Genomic DNA, 14868 nt, shown 5'->3' with positions numbered 1-14868 from the left:
GTTCCGGCGAGCGGGGGGCGTGAGCCCCCCGAGTGATTGCGAACGACCCGGACACGGGGGGCGCACGCCCCCCGCACGCCAGGGTCAGCCGTCCTTGTTGCCGCCGGGGGCCGCGCCACCGCCGCCGGGGCCGCCGGGGGGGAGGCCGCCCGGGGGACCGCCGCCCGGTGCGGCGCCCGGGGGCCGCTTGCCCTTCTTGGTCGGGGCCGGGGCGTCGCCGCCCTTGGCGTCGGCGTCCTTGGCGTCGCCGCCGCCCTTCTGGTCGCCGCCGCCGTCGCGGGTCTTGGACTTCGAGTCGCCGAGGAGCACCTTCGGGTTCACGGCGATCTCGTCGCCCTCGTTGAGCCCGGACCGGACCTCCACCATCCGCTCGTTGTACAGGCCCAGGGTGACCGGCCGCCGCTCGTACCCGCCGTCGGCCGTCTTGACGAACACCTCGCGGGTCGCGCCCATCTCGGTGCCGCCGAGGACGGCCTGGATCGGGACCGTCAGCACGGGGGTCTTCACCGCCTCCACGTTGATCGTCACCTCGGCCGTCATGTCCGGCTTGAGCAACTCGCCCTCGCGGGCGATCACCTGCCGGAGCGGGATCACCTTGCCGTCCGGCCCGAGTTCGCCGTCGATGCGGACCAGGGTCTGGTACAGCTTGACGTCGGACATGAACATGTCGGCCTGGCTGGCGACCGCGGCGACGGTGCGGACGTGCCCGACGAACTGCTTGGTCGGGATCGAGTCGAGGCGGACCGTGGCCCGCTGGCCGTCGGACACCTTCTCGTACTCGACGTCGCGGCCCCGGTCCCCGCCCTCGCGCCGGGCGCTCTCGCGGAGCGCCTCGCGGACCTTCTCGGTCACCTCCGGGCGGCCCGCCACCAGCCGCCCGTACGGGTCGGTGGTGAACAGCATGGCGGCCTGGGCGAACTCGACGATCTTGGTCGGGACCCGGACGTCGCCGCGGATCCGGGCGACCATCGCCTCGTGGACCTTGGTGTTCACCTGCATCCGCGACAGGTTCGGGATCCGGAGCATCTTCTGCCCCTCCTTCACCTGCGCCCCCTGCTCGATCATCCCCTGCGACGACGAGCTGCCGAACCGGTTCGACTCGGGCTTGAAGTACACGACCATCGAGCCCTCCTCGATGTCGTCCGGGGCGTAGATCTTGCACTCCCGCCGCTGGTTCTGAATGTCGTCGAGCTTGTCCTGCTCCTGCGAGAAGATGGACGTCTTGGTCTGCATCTCGATGCGGAACTGGATCTCGGTTGCGTCGGCCTCGAGCCGCGCCTTCTCGAGGTCCCGGCGGGCGTTGTCCCGCTTGCTGGTCAGGTCGGTGACCCGCTGCCGGCGGTCGTGCGAGATGAGGAGCGACTTCTTGGCCGTCTTGCTGCGGAGGTCCTCGATCGAGCTGTCGAGGCGGGACTTCTCGGCCTGGGCCTGGGCCGAACTCATGTAGCTGAGCTTGACCATCCGCTCGGCCCACGCGGCCCGCTCGCGGTTCTGCTCGACGGTGGACTGGGCCAGCGAGATCTGGCCCGAGAGGTCGTCGAGCTCCTGGCGGTACGACCCGCCCTCGGCGAGCGACGCGGGGACCCCGGCGGCGGCCGCCAGCGCGAGCAGGGCCGGGTCCTGGGCGAACCCGGTGAGCTTGTCGAGTTCGATCTCGGCCAGCGACAGGGTCGTCTGCGCCAGGGCGATCGCGCTCTCGTTCTTCTTGATCTGGATCTCGTAGTCCTTCTCGGCCTTCACCTTGGCGGCCGAGGCCGTCTGGAACACGATCCGCTGGGCCTCCTCCTGGTCCTTCAGGGCCGAGTCGTCGAGGACCATGAGCAGCTGCCCCGGCTTGACCCGGGTGCCGTCGTCGATGACCTCCTTGATGGTCGTCGCGAACCCCTTCGACCCGGCCCGGACCTTGCACACCATCTCGCGGCTGTCGGCGCTCTCGAGCGTGCCCTTCTCGATGACGGTGACCCGCAGCTCTTCCTTCTTGACCGTGTGGAGGATCACGTCGGGCCGCTGGACGGTCCGCTGGCCGAGGACGGCGCTGGTGACCACGCTCTTGTTGAAGAAGAAGTACGAGCCGGCGTCGGCCGCGAGGAACGCGGCGCCGGCGGCGGCCGCCACGAGCCCCCTGGCCCGGCCGGACCGCTTCGCGGCGGCGCCCGGCAGGGCGCGGGGCAGCCCGGGCCTACTTCCGGTCGGCTGGGCCAGCGGGCCGGGGAGCGGGGAGCCGCTCGGGAGGTTGCCCGCCAGCGGGTCCTCGATCTGGTTCGGTGCCTTGCTCATTGATCCACACCCCGCGTTCGTCGAGTTGCATTAACTCTAGGTCGAGGTACAAGTTCATGCGGGCGGTCAGGTAGTTCACCCACAGCGTGTACAGGGCGTTCTGGGCGGTCAGCAGGTTGCTCTGGGCCTGTAGCACCTGTTGCGTCAGGGCGGCCGCGCTGCCGGCGTCGCTGGCCGCGCCCGGGGCGGGCGGGGCCACCAGCAGCTCCTTGGCGTTGTCCACCTGCGAGTACCCCAGGTCCACCACCCGCTGTTGGATGCGGTACAGCTGCGCCTGGGTTCGCAGTTCCCGAATGTCGTTCCGCACGTCCGTGGCGATGTTGTCCTCGAACGCCATTAGTGTACGCCGCTGACGTTGGTAGCCGATGAGAGCGGCCCGGTAGTCGTTCCGCTCGGCGCGGCGGACCAGGGGCAACTCGCCGGTGAACGTCAGGGTCTGGCGGGACCGGCTCCCGGAAAAGTTGAACGGCTGGCTCCCCCCCGCGGGGCTCGCCGCGGAGTGATCATACTGTACGTTGAACACCCCTTGCAAGGCGTTGGCCTGGACCGCGATCTGGCGGAACGCGTCCACCACCTGCCCCCGTGCGTTCATCAGATCCAACCGGCCCGTCAGGGCGGTCTGGACGCCAACCGTGTAGGCGTCGTCCAGGTCGGTGTCGAGCAGGTTCACCCCGTTGACCAGGAGCGGCGGCAGGTCCGGCCACTTGGTGCGGACGTCGGCGAGCCGCTCGTTCCGGGCCTCCAGGGCGACCTGGTAGAAGGCGTAGAACACGTCGCGGAACGCCCCGGCCTGGTTCGCGGCCCGGGCCGGGCCGTCGAGCTTCAGCCACGGGCGGGCGGCGTACACCCGCACGGCCCGCTCGAACGCCGCCAGGTCGAGTTCCGCGTCGAGGGCCGCCAGCCGGCGGACCTCGGCGGGCGGCTCGGGCTGGTTCGCGAGCTGCCGCTTCGCGCGCTCGTCGAGCAGGGCGGTCCGCTGCTTCCTGAAGTCGGCCGAGCGCGCCGCGAAGGCGTCATCTGTTAAACCCGCCCAGGCGTCCCATCTTGCGCCGATTGTGCGAGAAAATGTCGTGCCGCGGACCAGGTCCGACTCGGTCAGGAGCCGCCGCCACCGCGGGCGGAACTCGCCGATCGGGTCGCTCAGGTTGTACTGCCGGGCCAGCGTCTCGAACTTCGCGAGGTCGGCGTAGATGTTCTCGAACCGCGTGAGCTGCTCGCGGATCGGCCGCAGGGGGGCGTCGTCGAGGTCGAGCCCGACCGTCACCGGCAGGCCGAGCTGGAGCTTGTAGTTGTCGAGGGCGTCGAGGAACCCGCGGATGCCGGACCCGCCGCCCCCGCCCCCGCCGCCACCCGGGTTCACCGAGCCGAGCAACTGCCCGCGGCTGTTCAACAACTGCACTTCGACCTGGCCGACCTGGAGGTCCGACTGCTGGCCGCCCTCGCGGAACGCCTCGTAGAGCCGCAGGAGCTGGCTGAGGAACGCGACGTTCTTCCGCTGGTTGGCGATCACGGCCGACTGCTGGAGCAGCGGGTAGTACCCGACGACCGGCGAGGTCAGGTTCCCGCCGATGCCGCGGCCGAGGTTCACGGACAGCCCCTGGAGGCCGTAGGGGTTGTTCGTTAGCCCGAGGCCGCCGGCCGGCCCGGCGACGGTGGCGACGTAGAACAGTTTGCGGAACCGGGCGTACGACCGCATGCCGTACAGCAGGCCGCGCTCGGACTGCGTGAGCGCTTCGAGGTTCACGGCGAAGCCGCCGCCGCGGAGGAACGGCTGCACGAAGCTGAGCGTCAGGTTCGAGACCGCGATGTCGGGCCGGTTCGAGCCGAGGTCGATGACCACCTGGTTCGCGAGCCGCACGAGCAGCGACGCGCCCGTGGCGAAGTTCTTGTTCACCCCGGTGGTGGTGTTCAGGCTCCAGAGCCGCCCGCCCCCGTTCAGGTCGCTGCCGGCGAAGTCGCGGATCACTTGTTCGGTGAAGAACGCCTTGGCGGCGAAGTTGTACCGCTCCAGGGTGACGGGCAGGGCGGCGAGGTACAGGTCCTCGCGGCGGTCCTGGAACTCGCGGCTGTTGATGAGGCCGAGCGACACGGCCTGGTCGACGCGGATGCGGTAGCCGACCTGGTTCGTGTAGAGCGCGCGGAGGAAGTCGTCCGGGCTGCCGCCGAGTGCGATGAGCGACTGGGTGGTCGGGAACCCCTGGGCCGGGTCGGGCTGGCCGGCCGACGGCGCGGGCGGAACGGGGTTGGGCAGCCCGTCCTTCTTGGGCTGCGCCACGGGCGCGGCCTGCACCACCGGGATCGCCGGCAGGTCCACCTTCACCTGCGCCGACGCTTGCACGATGCCCGACGGCTCGGGCACGGCCCCGACGCTCCCGGCGGCCCCGTCGCGGGCGCGGTTCTCGGCGTCCCACTGTTCGAGCAGGTGCAGGTAGCCCTCGCCGTCGATGCGGCCGACGCCGGTGCGCTTCGTGGGGTGCTGCGGGTTCGGCGACAGCGCGCGGGCCGCGGGGTCGTCGGGCGGGTACGGGGGCCGGTCCGGGTTGAACGGGTCGGCGAACCGGGCGTCCGGGTGCGGGTAGGTGAACCAGTTCTTCACCTCCCAGTCCGGGAACTGGTTCTTCTGGGAGATGATCCCCTCGACGTCCTTGTCGGCCGCCTTGCGGAAGAACTTGCGCGAGCACCCCGGCCCGACGAGCGTGAGCACGAGGGCCGCGAGCAGCGCGTTTCGAGACCGGTGGTTCATGGCACATCCTGCGCGAGCCGGACCACCCGAGCATCCGGTATGTTCGGTATCGGCCGCCCAGCTTGACGGAGTTGAAGAAAGCCCCATGAAGGGGCGTCGCGGGAACCGGGGGCCGGCCGCGCCCTAGCATGGTGGGTAAGGGGGCCAACATGGGTGAACCGGGAACCGGGACGTTCGCCGAGGCGCTGGGGCGGATTCCGAGCGGCCTGTTCGTACTGACCGCCCGCGACGGCGGCCGCGAGACGGGGATGCTCGCGAGCTGGGTGCAGCAGTGCTCGTTCGACCCGCCGCTGGTGTCGGCGGCGGTGCGCGCCGGGCGGTACGTCCTCGACTGGCTCGCCGAGGGCGCGCCGTTCGTGGTGAACGTGATCCCCGAGGGCGGGAAGGCGCTGATCGCGCACTTCGGGAAGGGGTTCGAGCCGGGCGAGCCGGCGTTCGAGGGGCTCGACGTGCGCCGCGACGGCGAATCGCCGCCGGTGCTGCTCGCGGCCCACGCCTACCTGCTGTGCCGCGTCGAGCGCCGCGTCGAGGCCGGGGACCACGTCCTGGTCGTCGGCCGCGTGGTCGCCGGCGAACTGCTCCACCACGGCGGCCCGATTGTCCACGTCCGCAAGAACGGGTTAAGATACTGAGGCCGCGCCGCGGCCCGGAGGGCTCCCACATGGCCGACGAACCGATCATCAGCCCGGACACGCGGCGCGACAACCGCATCCCGCCGCGGCAGGCGCAGACCCGCAAGTGGCCGGTGCTGCACGCCGGCCGCGTCCCGGACTTCAACCCCGCGACGTGGGACTTCGGCATCATCCCCGTGCCGCTCGTGGACGAGGTGAAGCGCTTCACCTGGGACGAGTTCTGTGCCCTGCCGCGGACGAAGGTGTACGCCGACATGCACTGCGTGACGCGGTGGAGCCTGCTCGACAACCTGTGGGAGGGGGTGGCGACCGGCGAGTTGCTGAACCACGTGAAGGTGTCGCCGGCGGCGAAGTTCGTGATGGTCCACTGCGAGTACGGGTTCAGCACGAACCTGCCGATCGAGGACTTCTTCAACAGCGACTGCCTGTTCGCACTGAAGCACAACGGGGCCGACCTGACGCCCGACCACGGCTACCCGCTGCGGCTGGTGGTGCCGAAGCTGTACGCGTGGAAGAGCGCGAAGTGGGTCCGCGGGGTCGAGTTCATGGAGCAGGACCGGCCCGGGTTCTGGGAGAACTGGAGCAACGGCGGGTACCACATGCGCGGCGACCCGTGGACCGAGGAGCGGTTCCGCGACGAAAACGAGACCATCGGCCGCGGCGATCTGTGACGCGCATCTCCCTCAACGGCCAGAAGTAGGGGCGGGGCGTCTTCCAATCACTTCGGCGCGCAACCCCGGGACGGCTTCGGAGGCGACGTGCCCCGCGTCCGGGAGATTGATCCGCAGCCCGGTTGAGATCCGGACGGTTGAAGAGGCCGGCCCCAGCCACAGCAACTGATCCGCACGCTTCGGCATCCCACCTCCACCCCAACGACCCGCCGACTGCCACCCCGGGACGCTTCGGGGCGGCAGTCGGGCGGACACGTCTTGCCCGGCACAACGATTGCGGGACAACTGTCGCCCCGACCGGCAGCTCCGTGCCGCCGGCGTTTCCCGCGGACGGGAGTCCCCATGCGAGCCGTGATCTGCGGGGTGGACGGGTGCAGCCGGCGGCTCCAGCCGGTGCTCAAGGTGGACCCGCGGGACCGGGACACCTGGGTGTACCCCGAGTGCGACGAGTGCGGCCGCCCGGCGTGCGACGAGCACGCGACCGTGGTGGACGGCCGGCGCGTGTGCGACCGCTGCCGCCGGGCCGCGGGCCCGCCGCTGCTCGACCTCGGCCTCGACCGGCTGACCGGTCCCGGCTAACCGCTTCGGCCTCGCGAGCGTCCGCCCGCCGCCCTGTCTCGAACACCTTGCACCCGATCCCGTCAGGAGAACCCGTGGCAGACCCCCAGGACCGACCGAAGGCCCCGCTCCCGCCGCAGACCCAGTCCGGCCCCGGCCTGGAGTCGCAGATGACGCCGCGGCCGCAGTACCTCGCCCCCGACTACCCCGGCTCCGGCAAGCTCAAGGGGAAGGCGGCCCTGATCACCGGCGGGGACAGCGGCATCGGTCGGGCCGTGGCCGTCTTGTTCGCCCGCGAGGGTGCGGACGTGGCCATCGTCTACCTGAAGGAGGAGCAGTCGGACGCCGAAGAAACGAGGGCGGCCGTCGAGAAGGAGGGACGGAAGTGCCTGCTCCTGCCCGGCGACGTGACCGACTTCGGCTCCTGCCGGGACGCCGTCGAGAAGACGGTGAAGGCGCTCGGCCGGCTGGACGTGCTGGTCAACAACGCGGCGTACCAGAAGCAGCAGGACGAGTTCGAGGACATCACGCTGGAGCAGTTCGACCGGACCTTCAAGACGAACATCTACGGGTACTTCCACATGGTCAAGGCGGCACTGCCGCACCTGAAGGAGGGGGCCAGCGTCATCAACGTCGGGTCGGTGGCCGGGGTGCGGGGCACCGGGCGGCTGATGGACTACGCGGCCACCAAGGGGGCCATCCACGCCTTCACCAAGGCCCTGGCCACGAACTTCGTCAAGCGCAAGGTCCGGGTGAACTGCGTGGCCCCCGGCCCCGTGTGGACGCCGTTCATCCCCATGTCCGAGCCGGCGAATCAGGTGGCCAAGCACGGGGAGAAGACGCCGCTGGAGCGGCCGGCCCAGCCGGAGGAGGTGGCCCCCACCTTCGTGTTCCTGGCGTCGAACGCGGACAGCAGCTACATCACCGGCGAGGTCATCACCCTGGCCGGCGGCGAGACCACCGCGGGCTGACCCGCCGCGTGCGCCGTCGTACCGGCGGCCGGGGATCATACCGGATCGCCGCGATCCGCACCCGTCACACCGTTGGTAGCGGGCACCCGAGTCCGGCCGCACCAAATTCCCGACAGCCGGGGACCCGTGTTGTGGGGCTTCACCCGTTTGCCACGAACCCGCGCCTGCGATAAAATCGCTCTCCGCATACTCTCTTATTTCCCGAACTTCTCTCGGCTGACCCGCAGGAGTGCGGCTCGTAGTATTCGGTCCCCCGGCCTTCTGAGGATCGGTCGCCGGGAGGAGGATGGCCCGCATGACACGCCCGACCCACCTTCCCGGACCGCCGGGCGACTCGACCGGTACGCGGGTCGCGGGTGGGTTGTTGGGGGCCGAGCGGGAGGAGGGCGTGTGAACGATTCGGCACCCGACGGGCCCCTGCCGGGGGATCGGACCCGCTCGCCGTGGCTCGACTACGCCGCGGCCGCCGCGGCCGTCGCGGCCGCCACGCTCGTCCGGCTGGCCCTCGACCCCGCCCTCGGGGACAACTACCCGTTCGCCACCTACTTCCTGGCGGTCGCGGCGGTCGCGTTGTTCGGCCAGACGCGGCCCGCGGCCCTCGCGCTCGGCGCCGGCTGGTTCCTCGCGTTCTACCTGTTCGTCCCGCCCCGGTACTCCCTGGCCCCGACCGGACCCGGCGCGCCGCTCGCGACGGGCCTGTTCCTCGCGGTCGGCGGGGTGCTCGTCGCCATGAGCCACGCCATGCGTTCGGCCCGGTCCCGGGCCGAACGCCTGCTCGCGGAGGCCGTCGTTCGGCAGGAGGAGTTGCGGCGGTCGGCCGTGGCCGAGGCCGAGCAGCGGGAGCGGCTGCGGGTGACGCTCGCCAGCATCGGGGACGCGGTCGTCACGACCGACACGGCGGGCCGGGTCACGAACATGAACGCCGTGGCCGAGGCCCTCACCGGGTGGGCGAACGCGGACGCGGTGGGCCGGCCGCTCGACGCCGTGTTCCGCATCGTCAACGAGTCCACCCGTCAACCGGCCGAGAACCCGGCGGCGAGGGCGATCAAGGAGGGCGTCGTCGTCGGGCTGGCCAACCACACGGTCCTCATCGCCCGGGACGGCACCGAGCGGCCCATCGAGGACAGTGCCGCCCCCATCCGCTGCACGGCGGGCGAGGTCGTCGGGTGCGTGTTGGTGTTCCGCGACGTAACCGAGCGGCGGGCGGCGGAGGCACGGGTCGAGGCCGAGCGGGAGCGGTTCCGGCTCGCCGCCGACGCGGTGAATGGGATCATCTACGAGGTCGACTTCCGGACCGGCCACGTGGAGCGGACGAGGGGCTTGTACGAAGTCCTCGGCTACCGCCCCGACGAGGTTCCGCCGACCGCCGCCTGGTGGGGAGAGCAAATCCACCCCGACGACCGGGGGCGAGTGCTCGGCGTCGATCCCGACACCGTCCGGGCGACGAACGCCCCGGTCGCGTACCGGGTGCGGCACAGGGACGGGCGGTGGCTGCACGTCGAGGACCGGGCCGTGAGCCTCAAGGACGGCGGCAGCAGGTCGGTGAAACTCGTCGGCTGCACGGTGGACGTGACCGCCCGCACCGAGGCCGAGCGGCGGGTGCGGGCGAGCGAGGAGCGGCGGGCGTTCCTCCTGGGCCTGAGCGACGCCGTGCGACCGCTCGTCGACCCGGTCGAGGTCGAGGCGGTCGCCCTGCGGGCGCTCGGCCGGCGCCTCGGGGCGAGCCGCGCGTACTACGTTGAGGTCGAACCGGACGAGCAGCACGTCGTCTGCCACGCGGACCACACGGACGGGGTGCCGTCCGCGGTCGGCCGGTACCGGCTGGCCGACTACAGCCCCGCCCTGCTGGGTGAGTACCGGGCCGGCCGCACCGTGGTCATCCCCGACTCGGCCACCGACCCGATCGTGCCCGACCCGGCGCGGGCCGCCTGGGCCGCCCTCGGCATCCGGGCCCAGGTCGCCGTCCCGCTCGTCAAGGACGGGCGGTTCGTGGCCGCCCTCGGGGTCGATCAGGCCGCCCCGCGGGCCTGGACGGCGGACGAGGTCGCCCTCGTCGAGGCGACCGCCGAGCGGACCTGGGCGGCGGTCGAGCGGGCCCGCGCCGAGGGGCGGCTCCGGGAGAGCGAGGAGCGGTACCGCTTCCTGGTGAACGCCGTCCCGGCGCTCGTCTGGAGTGCCCGCCCGGACGGGGCGACCGACTTCCACAACGACCGCTGGTTCGAGTACACCGGGTTGCCCCAGCACGACTCGGGCGGCGAGGCCTGGCGGGGGGTGGTCCACCCGGACGACGTGGGGCAGGCGGTGGAGCGGTGGACCCACTCGGTGCGCACCGGCGAGCCGTACCGGATCGAGTACCGGCTGCGGCGGGCGAGCGACGGCGGGTACCGGTGGTGGCAGGTCGAGGCGCTGCCCATGCGGGACCCGGAGGGCCGCGTCGCCCGCTGGTTCGGCACCTGCACCGACATCCACGACATGAAGCGGGCCGAGGACGAACTGCGGGGCCGGGAGACGTTCATCCGCGGCGTCCTCGGCAGCATCACCGATGCGTTCCTCGTCCTGGACGGGGGCTGGCGGGTCACGTTCGCCAACGACGAGATCTTGCGCCGCCACGGGGTGACGCGGGACGCGTACGTCGGGGGCCACCTCTGGGAGTTGGTCCCCGACGCCGTGGGCGGCGAGGCGTACGTGCAGTTGCACCGGGCAATGGCCGACCGGGTGGCCGTCGAGTACGAGACCTTCTACGAGCCGTTCCAGCGGTGGTTCCTCGACAAGGTGTACCCCACCGACGACGGCGGGCTGGCGGTGTACTCGCGGGACGTGACGGAGCAGAAGTGGGCCGCCGCCGCCCTGGCGGAGTCGGCGGCGGCGCTGGGCCGGGAGCGGGAGCGTCTCGCGGTCGCCCTGCTCACCGGCGGCCTCGGCGTCTACGAGTGGCGGCTCGGGGCGGACGCGATCTGGTGGTCCCCCGAAACGTTCGCGCTGTTCGGCGTCGCGCCCGAGTCGTTCCGGCCCACGGTCGAAGCGTTCGACGCCCTGGTCCACCCGGACGACCGGACCGAGTTGTGGCGGAAGACGGACGAGAGCCTGGCCCGGCGGGAGGTGTTCGACCACGAGTACCGCATCGTCCGGCCCGACGGCGCGGTGCGGTGGGTCTACAACCGCTCGCACCTGGGGCTGGGGGCCGGCGGTCGCGTCGAGCGGATCACGGGCGTGGCGGCGGACGTCACCGCCCGCAAGCGGGCGGAGCTCCTCCAGGCCGGGCAGAAGAACGTCCTGGAGATGGTCGCCACGAACCGGCCCCTGCCCGACGTGCTGGCGGCGGTGTGCCGGGTGATCGAGGGGCAGGAACCGGGCGTCCTGTGTTCAGTGCTGCTGGCCGACGAGCGGGGCCGGCACACGGGCGCGGCGGCCGGGCCGAGCCTGCCCGACAGCTACCTCCGGGGACTGGAGGGGTTGAGCACCGACCCGCCGTACATCGGCTCGTGCGGCGAGACGCTGGACCGCGGCGCGGCCGTCGTCGTGCCGGACGTGGGGGCCGACGAGCGGTTCGCCCCGGCGTGGCGGGAACTGCTCACGGGCCACGGGCTGCGGTCCTGCCGGTCGATCCCGGTGTTCGGGTCGGACGGCGCGGTGTTGGCGTCGTTCGCCGTGTACGGCCGCGTGCCGGGCGACCCGGCCCCGGCGGACGACCAGCTCGTCCAGACCGCCGCCCACCTCGCGGGCATCGCCATCGGGCGGCGGCGGGCCGAGGACCGGCTGCGGCTGAGCGAGGAGCGGTTCCGGCTGATCGTGGAGAGTGCGAAGGACTTCGCCATCTTCACCACCGACCCGACCGGCCTCGTCACCGGCTGGAACGCCGGGGCCACGAACCTGCTCGGCTACGACGAGGCCGAGGTCGTCGGCCGGCCCGCCGACATCGTGTACACCCCCGAGGACCGGGCGGCGGGCGTCCCCGACCGGGAGCTGGCGATCACCCGGGCCGAGGGCCGGGCCGAGAACGAGCGGTGGCACGTCAGGAAGGACGGGAGCCGGTTCTGGGCCAGCGGCCTCACCCAGCCGCTGCGGGACGGCGGGCACGCCCACGGCTTCGTCAAGATCCTGCGGGACGTGACCGACCGGCGGGAGCTCGAGGCGAAGCGGGAGGCCACCCAGCACACCCTCACCACGCTGGTCGAGCGGTGCCCGTTCGGCATCTACATCGTGGACGCCGACTTCCGCATCGCCGGCATGAACACCGGGTCGCAGAACGGGGCGTTCGCCAGCGTCCGCCCGGTCATCGGGCGCCCCTTCGACGAGGCCATTCGCATCGTCTGGCCGGAAGACGTCGCGGCCGACATCGTGCGGCACTTCCGCCACACCCTCGACACCGGGGAGCCGTACCACTCGCGGGACTTCGTGAAGCCCCGTGCCGACAGCGGCCGGGTCGAGGGGTACGAGTGGGAACTGCACCGGCTGGCCCTGCCGGACGGGCGGGACGGGGTGGTGTGCTACTACTACGACTCGACCCGGCTCCGCCGGGCCGAGCAGGAGTTGAAGGAGGCCGACCAGAAGAAGGACGAGTTCCTGGCGACGCTCGCCCACGAGCTCCGCAACCCGCTGGCCCCGATCCGCAACGGCCTCCAGGTGATCAAGCTGGCCGGGCACGACGCCGGGGCGGTGGAGCGGTCCCGGGCGATGATGGAGCGGCAGGTCGGGCAGATGTGCCACCTGATCGACGACCTGATGGACCTGGCCCGCATCAGCCAGGGCAAGATCGTGTTGCAGAGGGCGCGGCTCCGGCTGGCCGACGCGGTGCAGGACGCCGCGGACACCGCCCGCCCGCTCATCGAGGAGCGGGGCCACGAGCTGGTCGTGGACGTGCCGCCCGACCCGCTCGACGTGGACGCCGACCGCACCCGGCTGTGCCAGGTGTTCGCCAACCTGCTGACCAACGCCGCCAAGTACACGGAGAAGGGGGGCCGCATCCGCCTGGCCGTCGAGCGGCACGGGGGCGACGCGGCGGTGAGCGTCGAGGACAACGGTATGGGCATCCCGGCCGACATGCTGCCGAGGGTGTTCGAGATGTTCACGCAGGTGGACCGCTCGCTGGAGCGGTCTCAGGGCGGCCTCGGCATCGGCCTGAACATCGTCAAGCGGCTGGTGGAGATGCACGGCGGCGGCATCGCGGCCGAGAGCGACGGCCCCGGCACGGGGAGCCGGTTCGTGGTGCGGTTGCCCGTGGCGGCGGCCGTCGCCGCTGGCGGCCCCGACCGCGACGGCGCGGAGGAGGCGGGGCCCGCCGCCCGCCGTCGCATCCTCGTCGTGGACGACAACGTGGACGGGGCGGACAGCCTGGCGACGATGTTGGGGGCCATGGGCAACGAGACCCGGACCGCCCACGACGGTCTGGAGGCGGTCGCCGCGGCCGAGGCGTTCCGGCCCGACGTGATCCTCATGGACATCGGGATGCCCAAGCTGAACGGGTACGACGCCTGCCGCCGCATCCGGCAGCAACCGCGGGGCAAGACCGTCATCGTCGTGGCCCAAACCGGCTGGGGCCAGGACGACGACAAGCGGAAGTCGCGGGACGCCGGGTTCAACTTTCACATGGTCAAGCCGGTCGACCCCGCCGCCCTCCAGACGATGCTGGGCGAGCTGCCGGTGACGACCGGGTGACTGTCCCGGCCGGGTGCGGCCGCGGCGGGCTGCGACGCACCTCCCCCGCGGGCCGCGTCAGAAGCACGTTTCGCCCGGCAGGTCCGCGGCCTGCCTGATCCAGCTCGCGACGAGCGCCTCGTCGGGCCGGTCGCCCTCGTGGATGTGGAAGTACCGCACGTCCTTCTGCTTCGACTCGACGGGCGGCACCGGGCTCAGCGCCGCGCCGCGGAAGAACGCCACCTTGACGTACTTGGTGATGCAGTGGACGCCGAGGAACCAGCCGCGGCCCTCGACGCCGTAGAACGGCGAGTTCCACCGCACGGCCTTCTGCACGCCGGGGACGGTGCGGACGATGAGCGCGTCGAGCCACCGGCCGGCGTCGCACTTCCAGCCCGGCATCGCGGCGATGTACGCCTGCACGGGGGCGTCGCCGTCGCCCTTGGCGACCTGCGGGTTGCCGCCCGAGAGGAGCACCGGCCCGGCCCCCGCCGGCCCGCCCTTCGCAACTTCCTTCGCGGCCGGCTTCCTGGCGACCTTCGCGGCCGGCTTCTTCGCGGACTTCTTGGGTTCGGACATGAACGTGTGACCCTCCCGGTCGCGGCCCGCGTCGCGGGTGCGGCTCGTCGACCCCCGTAGCGTCGGCCGCCGAAAGTATCCAGGCGAGCCGCGCGACCCGCGGGCTGCGGGCTCAATCAGATTGCACGACCGGGCGAACGGGTGGTATCGTGCGCCCGGTTCCGTTTCGGAGGCACTGCCATGGTTGTTGCGACACCCCCGACGATGACGGCCGAGGAGTTCTTCGCGCTCCACGGCAGCGAGTCGAACGTCGATCTCGTCCGCGGCCAGATCGTGAGGTACCCGATGCCCGGTGCGAAACACGGCGTGGTCTGTCTGGCCGCGGGGGCGATCATTCGCGACTTCGTCCGGGCCGGGAAGCTCGGGCGCGTGATGGGAAACGATACCTACATTCGCATCAGCCCAGACTCGGTTCGTGGGGCGGACGTCTGTTACGTCAGCTACGACAGGTTGCCGCAAGGTTCCACGCCGGACGGCATGCTGGAGGTGCCGCCCGACCTGGTGATCGAGGTGCGGTCGCCGTCCGACCTGTGGACCGACGCGCTCGGGAAGATGCTCGACTACATCCGCATCGGCGTGCCGGTCGTCGTGATCCTCGACCCGCCGACCGAATCCGCGAGCGTGTACCGGCCCGGCACCCGCCAGGACATCTTCGAGAAGGACCAGACGCTCACCCTCCCCGACGTCCTCCCCGGGTTCGCCGTGCCGGTCGCCCGCTTTTTCGAGGAGTGAATGCGGTCGTCTGGTGTTGAGTCGTTCGCCTCACGCGGGCCGCCACGGAGGGCGGCCCCTACAAACCAAAC

9 protein-coding genes are annotated in these 14868 nt (G+C 71.7%); 6 read left to right on the top strand and 3 right to left on the bottom strand.

Annotation, left to right across the window (positions count from 1 at the left end):
* Positions 1-84 precede the first annotated feature (84 nt).
* Both ACTIGN_RS09480 and ACTIGN_RS09475 read right to left on the bottom strand, forming a co-directional pair.
* A complete protein-coding gene (locus tag ACTIGN_RS09480; RefSeq protein ID WP_439623158.1) occupies positions 85-2277 on the bottom strand; it encodes a hypothetical protein in 2193 nt (730 codons plus the stop codon).
* On the bottom strand, positions 2180-5020 hold the full coding sequence (locus ACTIGN_RS09475; RefSeq protein WP_439623156.1) for a hypothetical protein: 2841 nt from the start codon (positions 5018-5020) through the stop codon (positions 2180-2182). Before ACTIGN_RS09475 ends, ACTIGN_RS09480 begins: the two co-directional genes overlap by 98 nt.
* 149 nt (positions 5021-5169) lie before the next feature.
* Here ACTIGN_RS09475 and ACTIGN_RS09470 point away from each other — a divergent pair, with 149 nt between their 5' ends.
* From ACTIGN_RS09470 to ACTIGN_RS09450, 5 genes are all read left to right on the top strand, one after another.
* A complete protein-coding gene (locus ACTIGN_RS09470) occupies positions 5170-5652 on the top strand; it encodes a flavin reductase family protein (RefSeq protein WP_439623154.1) in 483 nt (160 codons plus the stop codon).
* 29 nt (positions 5653-5681) lie between these two features.
* Positions 5682-6323 carry a sulfite oxidase-like oxidoreductase gene (locus ACTIGN_RS09465; protein ID WP_439623152.1) on the top strand — a complete coding sequence of 214 codons (642 nt, stop codon included), beginning with the start codon at positions 5682-5684 and terminating at the stop codon, positions 6321-6323.
* 342 nt (positions 6324-6665) lie between these two features.
* Positions 6666-6902, top strand: coding sequence for a hypothetical protein (locus ACTIGN_RS09460; RefSeq protein WP_439623150.1), 237 nt, complete (start codon positions 6666-6668; stop codon positions 6900-6902).
* A gap of 74 nt (positions 6903-6976) precedes the next feature.
* Positions 6977-7852 carry an SDR family oxidoreductase gene (locus ACTIGN_RS09455; RefSeq protein WP_439623148.1) on the top strand — a complete coding sequence of 292 codons (876 nt, stop codon included), beginning with the start codon at positions 6977-6979 and terminating at the stop codon, positions 7850-7852.
* A gap of 390 nt (positions 7853-8242) precedes the next feature.
* On the top strand, positions 8243-13507 hold the full coding sequence (locus tag ACTIGN_RS09450; RefSeq protein ID WP_439623146.1) for a PAS domain S-box protein: 5265 nt from the start codon (positions 8243-8245) through the stop codon (positions 13505-13507).
* Between the two features lie 57 nt (positions 13508-13564).
* On the opposite strand, the gene ACTIGN_RS09445 is transcribed toward ACTIGN_RS09450, so the two are convergent.
* Positions 13565-14065 (bottom strand): DUF1801 domain-containing protein, encoded by a 501-nt coding sequence (locus ACTIGN_RS09445; RefSeq protein WP_439623144.1) that lies wholly within the window; start codon positions 14063-14065, stop codon positions 13565-13567.
* A 180-nt stretch (positions 14066-14245) separates the two neighbouring features.
* Between ACTIGN_RS09445 and ACTIGN_RS09440 the strand changes: the two genes are divergently transcribed.
* Positions 14246-14797, top strand: a complete 552-nt coding sequence (locus ACTIGN_RS09440; protein WP_439623142.1) for a Uma2 family endonuclease — start codon at positions 14246-14248, stop codon at positions 14795-14797.
* Positions 14798-14868: the final 71 nt, after the last annotated feature.

It is taken from the genome of Gemmata sp., assembly GCF_051859125.1.
GTDB lineage: Bacteria > Planctomycetota > Planctomycetia > Gemmatales > Gemmataceae > Gemmata.
This window is presented reverse-complemented; position numbering and strand designations above follow the sequence as displayed.